The following is a 17,572-nucleotide window of genomic DNA, read 5'->3' as shown; positions in this document are numbered from 1 at the left end:
CTACGGCACAGCGACCTGGGGAGAGAGGAAATCGCCAGCCGGGCAGCAGCCCCCTGCTGCCCGCCTGACGTGTGAGTGGCGTTAATTCACCCGCGCAGGCAAGGTAATTTGCTGCAGGGCATTCGCCATATTAATTTGAATCAGCTCTTTAAGACCTTCGCGCTTAATAAACTGGCTCCGGTGCTTACTTTTCACCTCTTCAATACTCTTTTTGATCTCTTGCGCCGGCAGTTTATACCAGCCGCGAGCCTGTTTCTCACCGCCCATTTCCAGCCACAGCGATGAATAACTGGCTTTCACCAGATCGCTTTTCACGTGGTAATCAGAATCGATGGCGTAGACCGTGGAGATGTTGAAATATCGCAGCAAACCATACAGCACGCTCATGATGATATTTTTCGGCCGCGCGCCATGCAGCTCTTTAGTCAGCACCTTCACTTCGTCATTGGTGATATCTTTCCCGCCCTGGATGCCGCCGATATAAGCGCGGCCATCGTCGGTGCAGGAAAAACAGACGCTATAGACGCGCCGGTCGCCAAGAAACAGCTGCAGCATCAGCTCCCCTTCCTCCTGAAACGGCGAGGCCAGCAGCTTAACGTCAAGCTTATCGCCATTTTTCAAGGGAATAGAAAACATCTCGCGGCCAAAATCCGCGACATTGTAGAGCTGCGGCAGGACATCAGGGTGAAACGTTTTCTCGATGAAATTCAGTGAACCATGGGCAATATCCAGTTTGCGTCGTTTTGACAGCCGTTTATTGAGATACGCTTTAAACGGTTTATCCTCAAAAGGCACCAGTCCTTTGGTCACCGCGGTCAACCGCGCGCACTGATATTTCGCACAAAGTCCTTGATATTCTCTGTATTTACCTCCTGCGAGCGAGAGCTCTCTGCATTTTCGTAAAATTTTTTTATAGCTTATTTTGACCTGACCGATCACTTTATTATGTTTACGCCATTCTTTGATGGCGCCTGCAACAGTATGTTCCATTGATTAAGATCCATAGATTCATCCATAATCGCGGCCATATTAACATAAAAGCGTTTCGTCAACGCTTAATTACTCCTTCGTTGTCCTTTCATTTAATATTTAGGCAGGAAATTATCCTGGCGACGTTATTTGTCGTTAAACTTATTCTGTCAACGATGAATTATGGTAGGTAACGCCCTCCGCTCAGCGACTTAACGCTCTGTGCCTTCGGCGCGAAGCGCGGCTACATCCGCTGGCGGTTATGCCCTATACTTGACCCTGATTCAAAACCAGCAACGATAGGTAACTTATGGAAATTGATCTCGACAACCTGGTCTTCAGCGGCCTGGATGAAGCGGAAGAGCGCAACGCGGAGCGTCTGGAAGAAGCGGACAAAAAAGCCCAGGCGATCGTTGCCGACGACGACTGCGGCGACGCCTGTAAAATCTGATTGTCAAACCGGCCAGCAGGCCGGTTTTTTTTGACGCCCACACCTCAGGTGGGTAAAAACCCTTTCAGCGTATCCAGCAGCGCCTGCGCCGCCTTCGACAGCGGCAGATGTCCGGCATGGATCGCGCCGACGCACTTCTCAATCGGCGGATCGCAGAGCGGGATGCAGACGGCGCCCAACGATGCCATCTGCGTTTTACACAGCGCCGGCACCGCGCTGCCCCCCAGGCCGCTGGCCACCATCCTCCCCACCGTCACCAGCTGATGACTCTCCAGCGCCACGTCCAGCTGACGTCCGCTGCGCGCCAGCGCCTCCTCCAGCATAAGGCGTACCGCCGAGGGGCGCTGCAGGGTAATAAAGTCGAGGGTCAACAGCTCCTGCCAGCTGAGCTGCTTTTTCTTCGCCAGCGGGGATTGTTGGGGAACGATCGCCACGAAGCGGTCCACCGCCAACGGGGTAAACAGCAGGTTGTGGTTGGGCGATGGCTCGAAAGCGATGCCCATCTCCACCCGCCCCTCGCGCACCATCTCGATCACCTGCTCATTAATCACGTCATGCACCGTAACGTTCACCCCGGCATAGCGGTCGCGAAAGGCTTTCAGCGCCTCCGGCAGAACGTTGGCGGCAAACGACGGCATCGCGGCGACCGAAATTTTACCCCGCTGCAGGGTAAAGCTCTGACGCATGGCCTCCTCGACGTTATCCCAGTCGGCCAGCAGCTGACGGGCCATCGGCAGAAAGAGTTCCCCCTCCTGGGTAAGGGTCACTTTGCGGGTGCTGCGCTGCAGCAGCGCGCCGCCCAGCGCCTCCTCCAACCCTTTGATGGTCAGGCTGAGAGCTGGCTGCGACAGATTCAGCCTTTCGCTGGCGTGGGCGAAATTCAGAGTGTGAGCTACCGCTAAAAACGCGCGTAACTGTTTGACACTCATTCTCATTTTTCTTCCTGTTAACTAATTGAAAAAAATTAGTTAACAGGAAATTAATTAAAATTCCAAATGAGTGAGTCACAAATTCAAAATTATCAAATCAGTCGCCTGCGCCAATGATAAGGCTATCGCAAGGCAGGAGAGACAAGATGGCAGGACTGGATAAACGCGTCGCCAGTTACGAAGCGGCGCTGGAAGGGTTAACGGACGGCATGACGCTGCTCGCCGGCGGCTTCGGCCTGTGCGGCATTCCTGAGAACTTGATCGCCGAGGTGCAGCGTCGCCAGGTGCAGGGGCTGACGGTGGTCTCTAACAACTGCGGGGTCGACGGTTTCGGTCTCGGCATGCTGCTGGAGTCGCGCCAGGTCAGCAAGGTGGTGGCCTCTTACGTCGGGGAAAACGCGCTGTTTGAACAGCTGGTGCTGAGCGGCGAGCTGGCGGTAGAACTCACCCCGCAGGGAACGCTGGCGGAAAAAATCCGCGCCGGCGGCGCTGGCATCCCCGGCTTTTACACCGCCACCGGGTATGGCACCCCGGTCGCCGAAGGCAAAGAGGTGCGCCAGTTCGACGGAAGACACTACATCCTTGAAGAGGCGATCCGCGGCGATTTCGCGCTGGTCAAAGGCTGGAAAGCCGACTGGTACGGCAACGTGGTCTATCGCCACACCGCGCAGAATTTCAACCCGCTGATGGCCACCGCCGGGCGCATTACGGTGGTGGAGGTGGAAGAGATTGTGCCGCCGGGCGAACTGCCCCCCTCCGCCATCCATACTCCGGGGATCTATGTCGACCGGCTGATCGTCGGGCAATTCGAAAAACGTATTGAACAGCGCACCCTGCGCGCCGGAGGGCACTGAGATGCTGACCCGTGAACAAATGGCGATGCGCGTCGCCCAGGAGCTGCGCGACGGCGACTACGTCAACCTCGGGATCGGTATCCCGACGCTGGTGGCCAACTACATTCCCGCCGGCATTGAAGTGATGCTCCAGTCGGAGAACGGCCTGCTGGGGATGGGCGAATTTCCCGATGAGGAAACCATCGACGCCGACATGATTAACGCCGGTAAACAAACCGTCACCGCGCAAACCGGGGCGGCGATCTTCGATTCCGCCCAGTCGTTCGCCATGATCCGCGGCGGCCACGTCGACCTGACCGTTCTTGGCGCCTTTGAGGTCGACGTCGCGGGCAACATCGCCTCATGGATGATCCCTGGAAAAATGGTCAAGGGGATGGGCGGCGCCATGGACCTGGTGGCCGGCGCGCAGAACATCATCGTGGTGATGACCCACGCCTCAAAAAACGGCGAATCCAAACTGCTGCCGCAGTGCACCCTGCCGCTCACCGGCGTGGGCTGTATTCGCCGGGTACTCACCGATCTGGCCCTGCTGGAGATTGTCGACGGCGCGTTTGTCCTGCGCGAAGTGGCCCCGGGGGTCAGCCCCGACGAGGTGATACGTAAAACGGCGGGACGGCTGATCGTCGCCGACGACGTGCGCGAAATGCGCTTCAGTTAAGGAGAGATCATGACCGATATTGCCATTGTTACTGCAGTACGCACCCCGATAGGCAGCTTTCGCGGCGCCTTCGCCCCTCTTTCCGCCGTCGACCTCGGCGCGGCGGTGGTGCGCGGCCTGCTTGAACGCTGCCAGCTGCCCGCCGCAGCGGTCGACGAACTAATTTTCGGCCAGGTGCTTACCGCCGGCTGCGGGCAGAACCCGGCGCGCCAGACCGCGCTGCGGGCCGGCCTGCCGGTCGACACTCCGGCGGTCACCGTCAATCTGGTCTGCGGCTCCGGACTGAAAGCGGTTCAGCAGGCGGTGCAGGCGATCCGCTGCGGCGACGCCGGGATCGTTATCGCCGGCGGCCAGGAGAGCATGAGCAATGCTCCCTATCTGATGCATGGCGCCCGCGACGGCCTGCGTTTCGGCCACGCCAGCCTGCAGGACAGCATGATCCAGGACGGCCTGTGGGACGCCTTCAACGACTACCACATGGGCATTACCGCCGAGAACCTCGCCGACGCCTTCGACATCAGCCGCGAGCGCCAGGACGCCTTCGCCGCCAGCTCCCAGCGCAAAGCGGCGGCTGCTATCGCCGCCGGGCGCTTTCGCGAGGAGATCGTTCCGGTCAGCGTCCCGCAGGGCAAAAAGCCGCCGCGATTCGTGACTGACGATGAGCAACCGCGCCCGGAGACCAGCGAGCAGCAGCTGGCCCAGCTGCGCCCGGCGTTTCGCCCGGCTGACGGCAGCGTCACCGCCGGGAATGCCTCGTCGCTGAACGACGGCGCCGCGGCGGTCCTGCTGATGCGCGTCGATAAAGCGCGCGAGCTTGGGCTGCCGGTGCTGGCGCGCATTGTCAGCTCAGCGGTCGCCGGGGTCGACCCATCGGTGATGGGCATCGGCCCGGTGAGCGCCTGCCGCCAGGCGCTGCATCGCGCCGGCTGGACGCTGGACGAGGTGGACCTTATCGAAGCCAACGAGGCTTTTGCCGTCCAGGCGCTGGCCGTCGGTCAGCTGCTTGAGTGGGATAGCGAGAAGGTCAACGTCAACGGCGGCGCCATCGCCCTTGGACATCCCATCGGCGCCTCCGGCTGCCGGATCCTCGTCAGCCTGGTGCATGAGATGCAGCGCCGGGGCGCCAGCAAAGGGCTGGCAACCCTGTGCGTCGGCGGCGGCCAGGGCATCGCCATGACTCTACAACGTTAACAGGAGCCACTATGTTTACACCACGCCTGGCGGTACTTGGCGCGGGACTGATGGGCGTCGGTATCGCCTGCCATTTCGCCCGCCACGGTCACGCCGTCCGCCTGTATGACACCGATCCGCAGCGTCTCGCCGAGGTTCCGGCAGTGGCCAGCGCCATCCTGTGCGAGCTGGAGGCCAGCGGTCAACAGGATCCCGCCGACCGCGACGCGGTGCTGGCCCGTCTGACCCCCACCCCGACGCTGAATGCCCTGGCCGATGCCACGCTGCTGATTGAAGCGATCCCCGAACGGCTGGCGCTGAAGCACGCCCTGTACGCCGAGCTGGAAACGCTGATCGCCGACGAGGCGATTATCGCCAGCAACACCAGCGGCCTGCCGCCGGATCGGCTGGCGCAGGGCATGCGCCACCCTGAACGGTTGCTGATCGCCCATTTCTGGCATCCGCCGCACCTGATCCCGCTGGTGGAAGTGGTGCCCGGGAGCGCCACGCTGCCTCATCTGGCACGCCAGGTGAGCGACTTTTGCGCCGCCTGCGCGCTGGAGGCAGTGGTGCTCAACCGCGCCGCGCCGGGCTTTGTCGGCAACCGGCTGCAGTTCGCCCTGCTGCGCGAAGCACTGCATATCGTCCACAGCGGCATCGCTTCCCCGGAGGTGGTGGACCAGGTGATGCGCGCCTCGCTGGGCCGCCGCTATGCGATGGTCGGCCCGCTGGAGGCTGCGGACATGACCGGCCTGGCGACGGTCCAGGATATCTGCCAGCACCTGCTGCCGGAGCTGGCCAGCGGCACGGAGATGATGTCGCTGGTGGCGGAGAAAGTGGCGCGAGGCGACACCGGCGCCCGCAGCGGGCAAGGCTTTTACCGCTGGGACGAGGCCCGGCACCAGCGCATCCAGTCGCGCCGGGAACACCAGCTGCGCTTCGCCCTGAAACCCTAGTATCGCGTTCTGTACCCCTACAATAACAATGAGAGTGAGACGTCGTGATGAGTGTGATAATAGCCCTGGCCGCGCTGGCGTTACTGATGCTGGCAGCCTACCGTGGATACAGCGTGATCCTCTTTGCGCCGATCGCCGCCCTCGGCGCGGTGCTGCTCACCGACCCGGGCGCGGTCGGCCCGGCCTTTACCGGCCTGTTTATGGAAAAAATGGTCGGCTTTGTGAAGCTCTATTTCCCGGTGTTTCTGCTGGGCGCGGTATTCGGCAAGCTGATTGAGCTGTCGGGATTCTCTCGTTCGATTGTCGCCGCCGCCATCCGCATCCTTGGGCGCCGCCACGCGATCCCGGTGATCGTGCTGGTGTGCGCCCTGCTGACTTACGGCGGGGTGTCGCTGTTTGTGGTGGCCTTTGCCGTCTACCCTTTCGCCGCCGAACTATTTCGCCAGAGCGGGATCCCCAAACGGCTGATCCCCGCCACCGTCGCCCTCGGGGCATTCTCGTTTACCATGGACGCCCTGCCCGGCACGCCGCAGATCCAGAATATTATTCCCACCAGTTTCTTCGGCACCAACGCCTGGGCGGCCCCCTGGCTGGGGCTTATCGGCTCGCTGTTCATTATCATCTTCGGTTTGCTGTGGCTGGAGCGTCAGCGCCGCAAAGCGCAGGCCCGCGGCGAAGGCTATGGGACCGACCTGCAAAATGAGCCGGAGACCCCGGATGACATCGATCTGCCGCATCCGCTAATCGCTATCGCCCCGTTGCTGTTAGTGGGGGTGCTGAATCTGCTGTTCACCCACTGGATCCCGCAGTGGTACGGCGCCAGCCATGAGCTCACCCTGCCGGGCCTGGCGAAGCCTGTCGTCACCGAAGTGGGAAAAATCACCGCCATCTGGGCGGTGCAGGCGGCGCTGCTCTCCGGCATTGTGCTGGTGCTGGTTTGCGGCTATCGCAATATCCGCGGCCGGCTGGCGGAGGGAAGCCGGACGGCGGTGGGCGGGGCTATTCTCGCGGCGATGAACACCGCCTCTGAGTATGGCTTCGGCGCGGTTATCGCCGCCCTGCCGGGTTTCCTTGTGCTGTCAAAAGCCCTCGCGGCCATTCCCAATCCGCTGTTAAACGAGGCGATCAGCGTCACGGTGCTGGCCGGGATCACCGGCTCGGCCTCCGGGGGGATGAGCATCGCCCTGGCGGCGATGTCCGAGACCTTTGTCGCCGCCGCCCACGCCGCCAATATTCCGCTCGAGGTCCTGCACCGCGTCGCCGCCATGGCCAGCGGCGGCATGGACACCCTGCCGCACAACGGGGCGGTGATCACCCTGCTGGCGATCACTGGCCTGAGCCATCGCCAGGCCTACGGCGGCATTTTCGCCATCACGGTGATCAAAAGCCTCGCGGTACTGTTTGTCATTGCCACGTTCTATGTGACCGGCATTGTCTGATACCAGATTGAAGGAGTAATAAAATGAACTTACACGGTAAAACGGCGCTGGTCACCGGCTCCACCAGCGGCATCGGTTTAGGGATCGCCAAAGTGCTGGCGCAGGCAGGCGCCCAGCTGGTGCTCAATGGCTTCGGCGACAGCAGCCACGCCCGGGCTGAAATCGCCGCGCTGGGCAAGATCCCCGGCTATCACGACGCCGACCTGCGCGACGTCGGGCAGATCGAGGCGATGATGCACTATGCCGAAAGCACCTTCGGCGGCGTCGATATCGTGATCAATAACGCCGGCATCCAGCACGTGGCCCCGGTGGAACAGTTCCCGGTGGACAAATGGAACGATATTCTCGCCATCAATCTCTCCAGCGTCTTCCACACCACCCGCCTGGCGCTGCCGGGTATGCGCCAGCGCAACTGGGGGCGCATCATCAATATTGCCTCAGTGCATGGCCTGGTGGCGTCGAAAGAGAAATCGGCCTACGTCGCCGCCAAGCACGCGGTGGTCGGGCTGACCAAAACCGTGGCCCTGGAAACCGCGCGCAGCGGCATCACCTGCAACGCCATCTGCCCGGGCTGGGTGCTAACCCCGCTGGTGCAGCAGCAGATCGATAAGCGCATCGCCGAGGGGGTCGACCCGGAGCAGGCCAGCGCCCAGCTGCTGGCGGAAAAACAGCCCTCCGGGGAGTTTGTCACCCCGCAACAGCTGGGCGAAATGGCGCTGTTTCTGTGCAGCGACGCCGCCGCCCAGGTGCGCGGCGCCGCATGGAACATGGATGGCGGCTGGGTGGCGCAGTAAGCCGCTGGCGCCGCGAAGATCAGAACATCGCCAGAAAGCGTTTCACCGTACGCGAGCGCTCGAAGCGCCGCCAGGCGATGGCGATATCGGTCTTCAGCGGCGCCCCGCTAAGCGGGTGATAGCTGACGTTCGGCTGCTGGATGCAGGTCATCGACTGCGGAACCAGCGCGAAGCCGAAGCCTGCATTGACCATGCTCAGCGACGATGAAATTTGCGACGACTGCCAGGCGCGCTCCATATCGATCCCGGCGCGCAGGCAACTGTTATACACCAGCTCATACAGCCCGGGGGCCACCTCCCGCGGGAAGAGGATCGGCGCCACGTCGCGCAGCTGCTCCAGGGCAAGGGTCGGCTGCGTCGCCAGCGGATTATCGCGCGGCAGCGCGATAACCATCGGCTCCTCATCAATAATCCGCAGATTAAAGGCTTTACTGCTCTCGCACGGCAGGCGGACGAAGGCGATATCCAGCTCGGCCTCGCTCAGGGCGGTCATCAGATTGGCCATATTGTCTTCCATCTGGTGCAGGGTCACCCCGGGGTGGTCGAGCTGAAAACGGTGCAGCAGCGTGAAGATTTGCGGATGGAAAGCATCAGAACTGGTAATGCCTAGCGACAGGCTGCCGTTCATCCCGCGCGCAATGCCCTTGGCCTTCTCCAGCGCCGCATCGCTCATGGCGAGGATCTGGCGGGCATCCTCATAGAAAGACTCTCCCGCTTCCGTCAGCTCCACCCCGCGGGTTAAACGCCGGAACAGCGGGGTCCCCACTTCGCGCTCAAGCCGCTGAATTTGCTGACTTAACGGAGGCTGTGAAATACCCAGCTCCTTGGCGGCCTGGGTGAAGTGCCGCGTCCTGGCGACGGCGACAAAATAGCGAAGATAACGAAGTTCCATATCGAAAACGTCTCAAACCAGCATGGTTTCTATATTGGAACTGTGAGCTGAATCGGGTCAACATTTATTTAACCTTTCTTATATTTGTTGAACGAGGAAGTGGTATATGAATCATTCTGCTGAATGCACCTGCGAAGAGAGTCTATGCGAAACCCTGCGGGCGTTTTCCGCGCAGCATCCCGAGAGCGTGCTCTATCAGACATCGCTCATGAGCGCCCTGCTGAGCGGGGTTTACGAAGGCAGCACCACCATCGCCGACCTGCTGAAACACGGCGATTTCGGCCTCGGCACCTTTAATGAGCTGGACGGGGAGCTGATCGCCTTCAGCAGTCAGGTCTATCAGCTGCGCGCCGACGGCAGCGCGCGCAAAGCCCAGCCGGAGCAGAAAACGCCGTTCGCGGTGATGACCTGGTTCCAGCCGCAGTACCGGAAAACCTTTGACCATCCGGTGAGCCGCCAGCAACTGCACGAGGTGATCGACCAGCAAATCCCCTCTGACAACCTGTTCTGCGCCCTGCGCATCGACGGCCATTTCCGCCATGCCCATACCCGCACCGTGCCGCGCCAGACACCGCCGTACCGGGCGATGACCGACGTCCTCGACGATCAGCCGGTGTTCCGCTTTAACCAGCGCGAAGGGGTGCTGGTCGGCTTCCGGACCCCGCAGCATATGCAGGGGATCAACGTCGCCGGGTATCACGAGCATTTTATTACCGATGACCGCAAAGGCGGCGGTCACCTGCTGGATTACCAGCTCGACCACGGGGTGCTGACCTTCGGCGAAATTCACAAGCTGATGATCGACCTGCCCGCCGACAGCGCGTTCCTGCAGGCTAATCTGCATCCCGATAATCTCGATGCCGCCATCCGTTCCGTAGAAAGTTAAGGGGGTCACATGGACAAACAGTATCCGGTACGCCAGTGGGCGCACGGCGCCGATCTCGTCGTCAGTCAGCTGGAAGCTCAGGGGGTACGCCAGGTGTTCGGCATCCCCGGCGCTAAAATCGACAAGGTCTTCGATTCACTGCTGGATTCCTCCATTCGCATTATTCCGGTACGCCACGAAGCCAACGCCGCATTTATGGCCGCCGCCGTCGGACGTATTACCGGCAAAGCGGGCGTGGCGCTGGTCACCTCCGGTCCGGGTTGTTCTAACCTGATCACCGGCATGGCCACCGCGAACAGCGAAGGCGACCCGGTGGTGGCCCTGGGCGGCGCGGTAAAACGCGCCGATAAAGCCAAACAGGTCCATCAGAGTATGGATACGGTGGCGATGTTCAGCCCGGTAACCAAATACGCCGTCGAGGTGACGGCGCCGGATGCGCTGGCGGAAGTGGTCTCCAACGCCTTCCGCGCCGCCGAGCAGGGCCGGCCGGGCAGCGCGTTCGTTAGCCTGCCGCAGGATGTGGTCGATGGCCCGGTCAGCGGCAAAGTGCTGCCGGCCAGCGGGGCCCCGCAGATGGGCGCCGCGCCGGATGATGCCATCGACCAGGTGGCGAAGCTTATCGCCCAGGCGAAGAACCCGATCTTCCTGCTCGGCCTGATGGCCAGCCAGCCGGAAAACAGCAAGGCGCTGCGCCGTTTGCTGGAGACCAGCCATATTCCAGTCACCAGCACCTATCAGGCCGCCGGAGCGGTGAATCAGGATAACTTCTCTCGCTTCGCCGGCCGGGTTGGGCTGTTTAACAACCAGGCCGGGGACCGTCTGCTGCAGCTCGCCGACCTGGTGATCTGCATCGGCTACAGCCCGGTGGAATACGAACCGGCGATGTGGAACAGCGGCAACGCGACGCTGGTGCACATCGACGTGCTGCCCGCCTATGAAGAGCGCAACTACACCCCGGATGTCGAGCTGGTGGGCGATATCGCCGGCACTCTCAACAAGCTGGCGCAAAATATCGATCATCGGCTGGTGCTCTCCCCGCAGGCGGCGGAGATCCTCCGCGACCGCCAGCACCAGCGCGAGCTGCTGGACCGCCGCGGCGCGCAGCTCAACCAGTTTGCCCTGCATCCCCTGCGCATCGTTCGCGCCATGCAGGACATCGTCAACAGCGACGTCACGTTGACCGTGGACATGGGCAGCTTCCATATCTGGATTGCCCGCTACCTGTACAGCTTCCGCGCCCGCCAGGTGATGATCTCCAACGGCCAGCAGACCATGGGCGTCGCCCTGCCCTGGGCCATCGGCGCCTGGCTGGTCAATCCTGAGCGCAAAGTGGTCTCCGTCTCCGGCGACGGCGGCTTCCTGCAGTCGAGCATGGAGTTGGAGACCGCCGTCCGCCTGAAAGCCAACGTGCTGCATCTTATCTGGGTCGATAACGGCTACAACATGGTCGCTATCCAGGAAGAGAAAAAATACCAGCGCCTGTCCGGCGTCGAGTTTGGGCCGATGGATTTTAAAGCCTATGCCGAATCCTTCGGCGCGAAAGGGTTTGCCGTGGAAAGCGCCGAGGCGCTGGAGCCGACCCTGCGCGCGGCGATGGACGTCGACGGCCCGGCGGTAGTGGCCATCCCGGTGGATTATCGCGATAACCCGCTGCTGATGGGCCAGCTGCATCTGAGTCAGATTCTGTAAGTCATCACAATAAGGAAAGGAAAATGAAAAAAGTCGCACTTGTTACCGGCGCCGGCCAGGGGATTGGTAAAGCTATCGCCCTTCGTCTGGTGAAGGATGGATTTGCCGTGGCCATTGCCGATTATAACGACGCCACCGCCAAAGCGGTCGCCTCCGAAATCAACCAGGCCGGCGGCCGCGCCATGGCGGTGAAAGTGGATGTCTCCGACCGCGATCAGGTGTTTGCCGCCGTCGAACAGGCGCGCAAAACGCTGGGCGGCTTCGACGTCATCGTCAACAACGCCGGCGTGGCGCCGTCCACGCCGATCGAGTCCATTACCCCGGAGATTGTCGACAAAGTCTATAATATCAACGTCAAAGGGGTGATCTGGGGCATCCAGGCGGCGGTCGAGGCCTTTAAGAAAGAGGGTCACGGCGGGAAAATCATCAACGCCTGTTCCCAGGCCGGCCACGTCGGCAACCCGGAGCTGGCGGTATATAGCTCGAGTAAATTCGCCGTACGCGGCTTAACCCAGACCGCCGCTCGCGACCTCGCGCCGCTGGGCATCACAGTCAACGGCTACTGCCCGGGGATTGTCAAAACGCCAATGTGGGCCGAAATTGACCGCCAGGTGTCCGAAGCCGCCGGTAAACCGCTGGGTTACGGTACCGCCGAGTTCGCCAAACGCATCACCCTCGGCCGCCTGTCCGAGCCGGAAGATGTCGCCGCCTGCGTCTCCTATCTTGCCAGCCCGGATTCTGATTATATGACCGGTCAGTCATTGCTGATCGACGGCGGGATGGTGTTTAACTAATAAAAAAAGCTCTGACATGGCTTGCCCCTGCTTTCGCGCAGGGGCTTTTTTTGGTTTGTAAGTGTAAGCATCCCGGGGAAACGAAGCATCAATATTTGCGGGCTTCTGGCGCTCCTACTTGCGCTTCTGGCACGACGTGGGCAATCTGACTGGGATGAAGGTCTGATTTGAGCGAGGAGCGGAAGTTCGGGAACGGGATAGCTCCATTGATGACTTTATGCTACGTGTTAAACCACAGGTAATGGAGTTGCTGCCGGAGAAAGTAGTATTCTTTAGACTGAGATCTTTTGAAAGGAACAGTAGTTGCTATAAAATTGAGGAACCAAATTCTTTAGCTTTTAAAAAATAAAATATTATCTCTTTTAGAAATTAGATAAGCAGGAGAAAAGCTATGATATCGGTAATAAAGGACCTATTTAGTAACCAAGTGGTTTCCGCAGTCATTCTTACTATCATTGGAGCGATTACAAAAAAGTATATTCAGTTTCATCGCAGAGACTTTTTTTCACGCTCATCCTCCGAGCAGATAAAAGCAGTCGAATGGCTTAGAACCTCTTCTGTACCCATCTCCGATCCGTTAGCAAAGGCGGAACAGCAGTTCCGCCTACAGTCGTTCGGACTGCATAGAGATTGGCATTTATCTTATAAAATCATATGCTTGAGTTCCGATTATGCACAGTCATTAATTCCGTCCTTGAAGGCAGTCTTGCGTTATCAGGGCATGTACACAATTACTAACGGGAATATATACCCTCATAAATTCCATAAGTGGATAATACCTTTTGTGTTAATATCGTTGCTATTATATATCGGTGCTGAGATATACAGAGGTTCTTCACAGAGTGATGGTATAGAGATTTTGAAATCTCTATACGTCGTTATTGTGGCTTTTATAGTATGGTGTTGGGTCGCTGCTTGTGCTCTGAGAGTATCAAGCATCAGTAAAAAGCTCAATGCCTATATCCCACCCGCAAACGATTTTAAATCCAAGACATACGATTTCAGTTCAATACTCAATAATAGATATCCCTAGCCTGGCTGATCTGCTTCCCGTAAATACTGATACCTGGCAGTAAGCGAGATCCGCTTCTGGCACGGCGCGAACTGTTAACTGAGCCAAAGGTCCGCCATGAGCGAGGAGCGGACATTTTTCTTCGTCCTCTACTTCGTCCATTCTTTATGCAGTAACGCATAGATGTATGTGTCGTCATACCTTGCCTTACCCTCCTCGTTTTCAAAGGAGACAAATTCTTTAAAACATCCTTCACGTCGCATAAGTAGTCGCTCGCATAGTTTTTGAGAGGAGTAATTATAATCTTCCACCCAGGCATACAAACGTCTGGCGCCTTTTACTTTAAATAAATAATCAAACAGTGCAGCAACTGACTCGCTTGCATATCCCTGATGTTCAAAACGTTGATTAAAATGCCAGCCTACTGACCAGGTATTGTTGTCTGGTTCGTTGCTATTGTCCGCAAAAAGATGTCCGATTAACGTATCGGTTTCTTTTAGACAAACGGCAAACTGTGTTGGGTCAGAGGCTCGTTTAGCCACGTCGACCTCTGCCTCAGCGAGTGAATGTAACTTTTCATCCTTAAAGCAAGGAGTACGTGGTGAAGAGAGGTAATCGAAAAGAGCTGCCGCATCCTCTTCCTTAAAATGGCGAATGATTAATCTTTGAGTGGTAATGATGGTCATAATGTCCTTGATAATGTAATGCCAGCCAGTTCAGCAAGAAGTCTGCTTTAAACTGGCCGGAACACAGGGCAGAGATTAGCCGTTCCGGCTATTCCCCAGTCTGTATTTTCGCATGCCTGTAAATCGTGTGATCGTCACGAAAAATACCGGAACAAAGAAAATGGCCAGTAGCGTTCCGCTAATCATCCCGCCGAATACACCGGTACCAATCGCATGCTGCGTGCTGTCGCTGGCTCCACTGGCAAGCATCAGCGGAACAACACCTAATGTGAAAGCCAGAGAAGTCATCAGAATTGGCCGTAAGCGTAGCTTTGCAGCCGTCAATGTCGCGTCAATAAGGCTCTTTCCTTCTTTCATCAATTGTCTCGCGAACTCGATAATCAGAATCGCATTCTTGGCGGAAAGTCCAATCAGGGTTATCAGACCCACTTTGAAAAAGACGTCATTCGTCATATTTGTAACGGATACGGCCAGCACAGCGCCGAGCAGCCCCAGAGGAACAACGAGCATGACCGCGAAGGGAATGGACCAGCTTTCGTAAAGAGCAGCCAGCACCATGAATACCACCAGTACCGAGAGCACAATAAGACCCGGAAGCTGTGATGCAGACTCTTTTTCCTGTAACGAACTTCCCGCCCACTCACCGGCGAACCCCGGTGGTAAGTGCTTAGCCAGATTGTCCATTGCCGCCATTGCGGTACCTGACGATTTTCCCTGTGCGGAACTCCCGGTTATGCGTATGGCAGGATATCCCTGATAGCGTATCAGTTGCTGCGGTGCAACATTCCACGAAAGCGTCACAAAAGTGGATAATGGAAGCATCTGCCCCAGACGGTTTTTAACAGACAAAGCCAAAAGTTGTTCAGGCTGCATCCGGTATGGCGCATCCGCCTGGACGATAACCTGCTGAACCCGACCATTATTGGTATAGTCATTAACATAATTGGAACCTGCTGCAACGGAAATGGTTTGATTTATTTCATCAAACGAAACCCCCATGGCTTCCGCTTTTTCCCTGTCGACATGCAGGGAAAGGCTTGTTCCCTCACCAAGTCCATCAATATAGACATCGGCAAGGTGAGGATTATGATTTGCCTGTACAATAAGCTCATCGGCCGCCTTTTTGAGTGCCTGATAGCCTTTCCCCCCTCTGTCCTGTAAATAATAAGTGAACCCGGATGAGGTTCCCATATCAGAAATAGCCGGAGGCAGCAGACTCATTGTTACGGCGTCCGGCACGTTTGCCATTTGGGACCGAATATGGTCAGCTTCTTCCTGTGCCGTGGTTCCTTTGCGTTGTCTCCAGTCCTTGAGGGTGGTGAATGCCATGGCCGAATTTTGGCCTGACCCTGAAAAACCAAATCCCAGAATCATAATGTTACTTTCTACCGCCTGCCGATGGGCGATCTCCTCTTCAAATGTATCGACGACCTTAAGCGTCCGCTGCATCGTGGCATCAGAAGGAAGCTGGATTGAGGACATAAAATAACCCTGATCTTCATCGGGTAAAAATGATGATGGTAAGGTGGACAGCCCGGCAAACAATGCCAAACATAATGCAGCGTAAATCATCATCATACGGCCAGTACGCTTCAGTACAAATCCCAGACCAGTGGCGTAAAACGAAGTCAGGCGATGAAAGTGAGCGTTAAACCACGCTGAAAATACGCTGCTTTTACCCTGATGAATACCATGTGGTTTGAGCAGGGTTGCACAAAGCGCAGGCGTTAACGTCAGCGCCAGGAATGCCGACAGTAAAATGGATATCGCCATCGAAATGCTGAACTGTCGATAAATAATACCCACAGAACCGCTGGCAAAGGCCATTGGTATAAACACCGCAGTGAGCACCAGCGTAATACCAATGATTGCCGGCGTAATTTCACGCATCGCTTCTCGCGTTGCATCCTGTGGAGACATTTTTTTGTCTTCCATCAGTCGTTCGACGTTCTCCACCACAACAATAGCATCGTCAACAATAATCCCGATGGCCAGTATCATTCCAAACATGGTTAAAATATTGATGGAATAACCGCTTAATAGCATTACGGTAAATGTGCCGAGCAGCGCCACGGGTGCCACAATCGCAGGAATAAGCGTACAGCGTATCTTGTGAAGGAAAAGCAGCATCACGAAAAAGACCAGAACCATGGCTTCAACAAATGTCTCAACTACCTTCAATATCGATAGCTTTACAAATGGAGCCGTATCGAAAGGCACGGTGAATGTCATTCCCTCGGGAAGCACACCGGACAGTTCTGTTAACCGCGCGCGGATACCCGACGCAGTACTAATCGCATTTGCGCCAGGAGACAACTGAATGGCGGCAGCCGTTGCAGGCACGCCATTTTCACGGATGCCAAATGCGTAACTTTGCAACCCGGATTCCACGCGGGCAACGTCTGCCAGTGTCACCCGGGCGGCTGAGACCTGTGATTTAATCGTGATATTGCGAAATTCTTCAACCGAAGAGAGCTGCCCTTTTACCGTTATTGGATAGGTCACCTCTTGACTGCTCGTCGCGGGTTCATCTCCGGTTCTGCCCGGTGAAACAATCACGTTTTGTTGACTGATGGCGCTTAATACATCCGTAACAGAGAGCCCATAGCTGTGTAATTTCATCGGGTCCAGCCATATGCGGAGTGCCTTTTCTCCGCCAAAAAGCTGGACTTTACCTACACCAGGTACGCGACGGAGTTCATCAGTAACATTCCTTGCAAAATAATCGCTTAAGTCAGCTTCCTGATAGGCTCCGCTTGGCGATTTTAACCCCACCATCATTAAAAAACCGGAATTAGCTGCCTCAACATTTATCCCATTCTGTCTTACCGACTGCGGCAGGCGGGATTCCACAATTTTAATTTGGTTTTGCAGATCCATCTGGGCGAGTTTGATGTCGGTGCCGGGTTTGAAAGTTACCGTAATTGACGCCATCCCTGTCGTGTCACTGGAAGATTCAAAATAGAGTAAATTGTCAACACTCGAAATTTCACGCTCGATCAGAGACACGACGGATGTGTTCATCACTTCCGGGCTAGCTCCAGGGTAACTCACTGAAATGATAATACCGGGTGGCGCAACTTCAGGGTATTGCGCAACCGGTAAACGAGGTATGGACAACAGTCCCGTCAGAACAATAAACAGGGCAATAACCCATGCGAAGATGGGGCGCTCAATGAAAAAGTGCGGCATCAGGTGTACTTCCAGTCAACATACAAAGGGTAAAAGTTCAGCATGGTTTTCCTGATAAAGAGGTCTCATCGTCAGTCGAAACCCGTTTACCGATATCCCTGAGCTGGGAAAATTTCTCAAGAAGTTGTGGTGCGTCATCAAGGCTTGGGCTTTGTTGAATAAATCGAACTTTTGCTGAGTTGAAGGATCAGATCACGCATC

The 17,572-nt window shown here is 57.2% G+C and carries 16 protein-coding genes and 1 pseudogene; 11 read left to right on the top strand and 6 right to left on the bottom strand.

All coding sequences use genetic code 11. The features are described 5' to 3' along the window. Nucleotides 1-81 precede the first annotated feature (81 nt). Nucleotides 82-990 (bottom strand): DUF535 family protein, encoded by a 909-nt coding sequence (locus RRF55_RS23235; protein WP_004180248.1) that lies wholly within the window; start codon nt 988-990, stop codon nt 82-84. Nucleotides 991-1,279: 289 nt separating this feature from the next. On the opposite strand from RRF55_RS23235, the gene RRF55_RS23230 reads away from it, so the two are divergent. Then, nucleotides 1,280-1,420, top strand: coding sequence for a hypothetical protein (locus RRF55_RS23230; RefSeq protein ID WP_002908189.1), 141 nt, complete (start codon nt 1,280-1,282; stop codon nt 1,418-1,420). Nucleotides 1,421-1,464: 44 nt separating this feature from the next. Here RRF55_RS23230 and RRF55_RS23225 read toward each other — a convergent pair whose 3' ends face one another. Beyond that, on the bottom strand, nt 1,465-2,355 hold the full coding sequence (locus tag RRF55_RS23225) for a LysR family transcriptional regulator (RefSeq protein WP_004898701.1): 891 nt from the start codon (nt 2,353-2,355) through the stop codon (nt 1,465-1,467). Between the two features lie 140 nt (nt 2,356-2,495). Here RRF55_RS23225 and RRF55_RS23220 point away from each other — a divergent pair, with 140 nt between their 5' ends. The 6 genes from RRF55_RS23220 to RRF55_RS23195 are packed head-to-tail and all read left to right on the top strand — an operon-like array spanning nt 2,496 to nt 8,220. After that, on the top strand, nt 2,496-3,203 hold the full coding sequence (locus RRF55_RS23220) for a CoA transferase subunit A (RefSeq protein WP_004175762.1): 708 nt from the start codon (nt 2,496-2,498) through the stop codon (nt 3,201-3,203). Between the two features lies 1 nt (nt 3,204). After that, the gene (locus tag RRF55_RS23215; RefSeq protein WP_002908192.1) at nt 3,205-3,861 is read left to right on the top strand and encodes a CoA transferase subunit B; all 657 of its coding nucleotides are present in this window, start codon (nt 3,205-3,207) and stop codon (nt 3,859-3,861) included. Nucleotides 3,862-3,870: 9 nt separating this feature from the next. Continuing rightward, the gene (locus tag RRF55_RS23210; RefSeq protein WP_087847606.1) at nt 3,871-5,052 is read left to right on the top strand and encodes an acetyl-CoA C-acetyltransferase; all 1,182 of its coding nucleotides are present in this window, start codon (nt 3,871-3,873) and stop codon (nt 5,050-5,052) included. An 11-nt stretch (nt 5,053-5,063) separates the two neighbouring features. Further along, a complete protein-coding gene (locus RRF55_RS23205) occupies nt 5,064-5,987 on the top strand; it encodes a 3-hydroxyacyl-CoA dehydrogenase family protein (RefSeq protein ID WP_048331915.1) in 924 nt (307 codons plus the stop codon). Between the two features lie 44 nt (nt 5,988-6,031). Further along, complete coding sequence (locus tag RRF55_RS23200; protein ID WP_014907456.1) at nt 6,032-7,426, top strand: GntP family permease; 1,395 nt, start codon at nt 6,032-6,034, stop codon at nt 7,424-7,426. A gap of 23 nt (nt 7,427-7,449) precedes the next feature. Beyond that, a complete protein-coding gene (locus RRF55_RS23195) occupies nt 7,450-8,220 on the top strand; it encodes a 3-hydroxybutyrate dehydrogenase (protein WP_020316855.1) in 771 nt (256 codons plus the stop codon). A 19-nt stretch (nt 8,221-8,239) separates the two neighbouring features. Here RRF55_RS23195 and RRF55_RS23190 read toward each other — a convergent pair whose 3' ends face one another. Continuing rightward, nucleotides 8,240-9,112 (bottom strand): LysR family transcriptional regulator, encoded by an 873-nt coding sequence (locus RRF55_RS23190; RefSeq protein WP_004145376.1) that lies wholly within the window; start codon nt 9,110-9,112, stop codon nt 8,240-8,242. A 106-nt stretch (nt 9,113-9,218) separates the two neighbouring features. Here RRF55_RS23190 and budA point away from each other — a divergent pair, with 106 nt between their 5' ends. The 4 genes from budA (at nt 9,219) to RRF55_RS23170 (ending at nt 13,514) form a co-directional block, all read left to right on the top strand. Beyond that, entirely contained in the window at nt 9,219-9,998 is a 780-nt protein-coding gene (gene budA / locus RRF55_RS23185; RefSeq protein ID WP_002908205.1) for an acetolactate decarboxylase, read from the top strand. 9 nt (nt 9,999-10,007) lie between these two features. Further along, nucleotides 10,008-11,687 (top strand): acetolactate synthase AlsS, encoded by a 1,680-nt coding sequence (gene alsS / locus RRF55_RS23180; RefSeq protein ID WP_004175750.1) that lies wholly within the window; start codon nt 10,008-10,010, stop codon nt 11,685-11,687. Between the two features lie 23 nt (nt 11,688-11,710). Then, nucleotides 11,711-12,481, top strand: a complete 771-nt coding sequence (locus RRF55_RS23175; RefSeq protein ID WP_004151179.1) for a (S)-acetoin forming diacetyl reductase — start codon at nt 11,711-11,713, stop codon at nt 12,479-12,481. Nucleotides 12,482-12,872: 391 nt separating this feature from the next. Next, nucleotides 12,873-13,514 carry a hypothetical protein gene (locus tag RRF55_RS23170; protein WP_004200175.1) on the top strand — a complete coding sequence of 214 codons (642 nt, stop codon included), beginning with the start codon at nt 12,873-12,875 and terminating at the stop codon, nt 13,512-13,514. A gap of 128 nt (nt 13,515-13,642) precedes the next feature. On the opposite strand, the gene RRF55_RS23165 is transcribed toward RRF55_RS23170, so the two are convergent. The 3 genes and pseudogenes from RRF55_RS23165 to RRF55_RS23155 form a co-directional block, all read right to left on the bottom strand. Further along, the gene (locus tag RRF55_RS23165; protein ID WP_004189572.1) at nt 13,643-14,179 is read right to left on the bottom strand and encodes a GNAT family N-acetyltransferase; all 537 of its coding nucleotides are present in this window, start codon (nt 14,177-14,179) and stop codon (nt 13,643-13,645) included. Between the two features lie 75 nt (nt 14,180-14,254). Next, a complete protein-coding gene (gene kexD, locus RRF55_RS23160; protein WP_004151177.1) occupies nt 14,255-17,371 on the bottom strand; it encodes a multidrug efflux RND transporter permease subunit KexD in 3,117 nt (1,038 codons plus the stop codon). Between the two features lie 37 nt (nt 17,372-17,408). Beyond that, nucleotides 17,409-17,516 (bottom strand): annotated as a pseudogene (locus tag RRF55_RS23155) (ABC transporter six-transmembrane domain-containing protein); the annotation flags it as partial. Between the last annotated feature and the right edge of the window lie 56 nt (nt 17,517-17,572).

Source organism: Klebsiella sp. K47, from assembly GCF_051858335.1.
GTDB lineage: Bacteria > Pseudomonadota > Gammaproteobacteria > Enterobacterales > Enterobacteriaceae > Klebsiella > Klebsiella pneumoniae.
The sequence above is the reverse complement of the archived record's forward strand: the minus strand, read 5'-3'. Positions and strand labels throughout refer to the sequence as shown.

What these genes read in the sequence shown, in the direction of transcription:
- RRF55_RS23235 (WP_004180248.1), bottom strand. Translation starts at nt 990, where the DNA reads ATGGAACATACTGTTGCAGGCGCCATCAAAGAATGGCGTAAACATAAT.
- RRF55_RS23230 (WP_002908189.1), top strand. Translation starts at nt 1,280, where the DNA reads ATGGAAATTGATCTCGACAACCTGGTCTTCAGCGGCCTGGATGAAGCG.
- RRF55_RS23225 (WP_004898701.1), bottom strand. Translation starts at nt 2,355, where the DNA reads ATGAGAATGAGTGTCAAACAGTTACGCGCGTTTTTAGCGGTAGCTCAC.
- RRF55_RS23220 (WP_004175762.1), top strand. Translation starts at nt 2,496, where the DNA reads ATGGCAGGACTGGATAAACGCGTCGCCAGTTACGAAGCGGCGCTGGAA.
- RRF55_RS23215 (WP_002908192.1), top strand. Translation starts at nt 3,205, where the DNA reads ATGCTGACCCGTGAACAAATGGCGATGCGCGTCGCCCAGGAGCTGCGC.
- RRF55_RS23210 (WP_087847606.1), top strand. Translation starts at nt 3,871, where the DNA reads ATGACCGATATTGCCATTGTTACTGCAGTACGCACCCCGATAGGCAGC.
- RRF55_RS23205 (WP_048331915.1), top strand. Translation starts at nt 5,064, where the DNA reads ATGTTTACACCACGCCTGGCGGTACTTGGCGCGGGACTGATGGGCGTC.
- RRF55_RS23195 (WP_020316855.1), top strand. Translation starts at nt 7,450, where the DNA reads ATGAACTTACACGGTAAAACGGCGCTGGTCACCGGCTCCACCAGCGGC.
- RRF55_RS23190 (WP_004145376.1), bottom strand. Translation starts at nt 9,112, where the DNA reads ATGGAACTTCGTTATCTTCGCTATTTTGTCGCCGTCGCCAGGACGCGG.
- budA (WP_002908205.1), top strand. Translation starts at nt 9,219, where the DNA reads ATGAATCATTCTGCTGAATGCACCTGCGAAGAGAGTCTATGCGAAACC.
- alsS (WP_004175750.1), top strand. Translation starts at nt 10,008, where the DNA reads ATGGACAAACAGTATCCGGTACGCCAGTGGGCGCACGGCGCCGATCTC.
- RRF55_RS23175 (WP_004151179.1), top strand. Translation starts at nt 11,711, where the DNA reads ATGAAAAAAGTCGCACTTGTTACCGGCGCCGGCCAGGGGATTGGTAAA.
- RRF55_RS23170 (WP_004200175.1), top strand. Translation starts at nt 12,873, where the DNA reads ATGATATCGGTAATAAAGGACCTATTTAGTAACCAAGTGGTTTCCGCA.
- RRF55_RS23165 (WP_004189572.1), bottom strand. Translation starts at nt 14,179, where the DNA reads ATGACCATCATTACCACTCAAAGATTAATCATTCGCCATTTTAAGGAA.
- kexD (WP_004151177.1), bottom strand. Translation starts at nt 17,371, where the DNA reads ATGCCGCACTTTTTCATTGAGCGCCCCATCTTCGCATGGGTTATTGCC.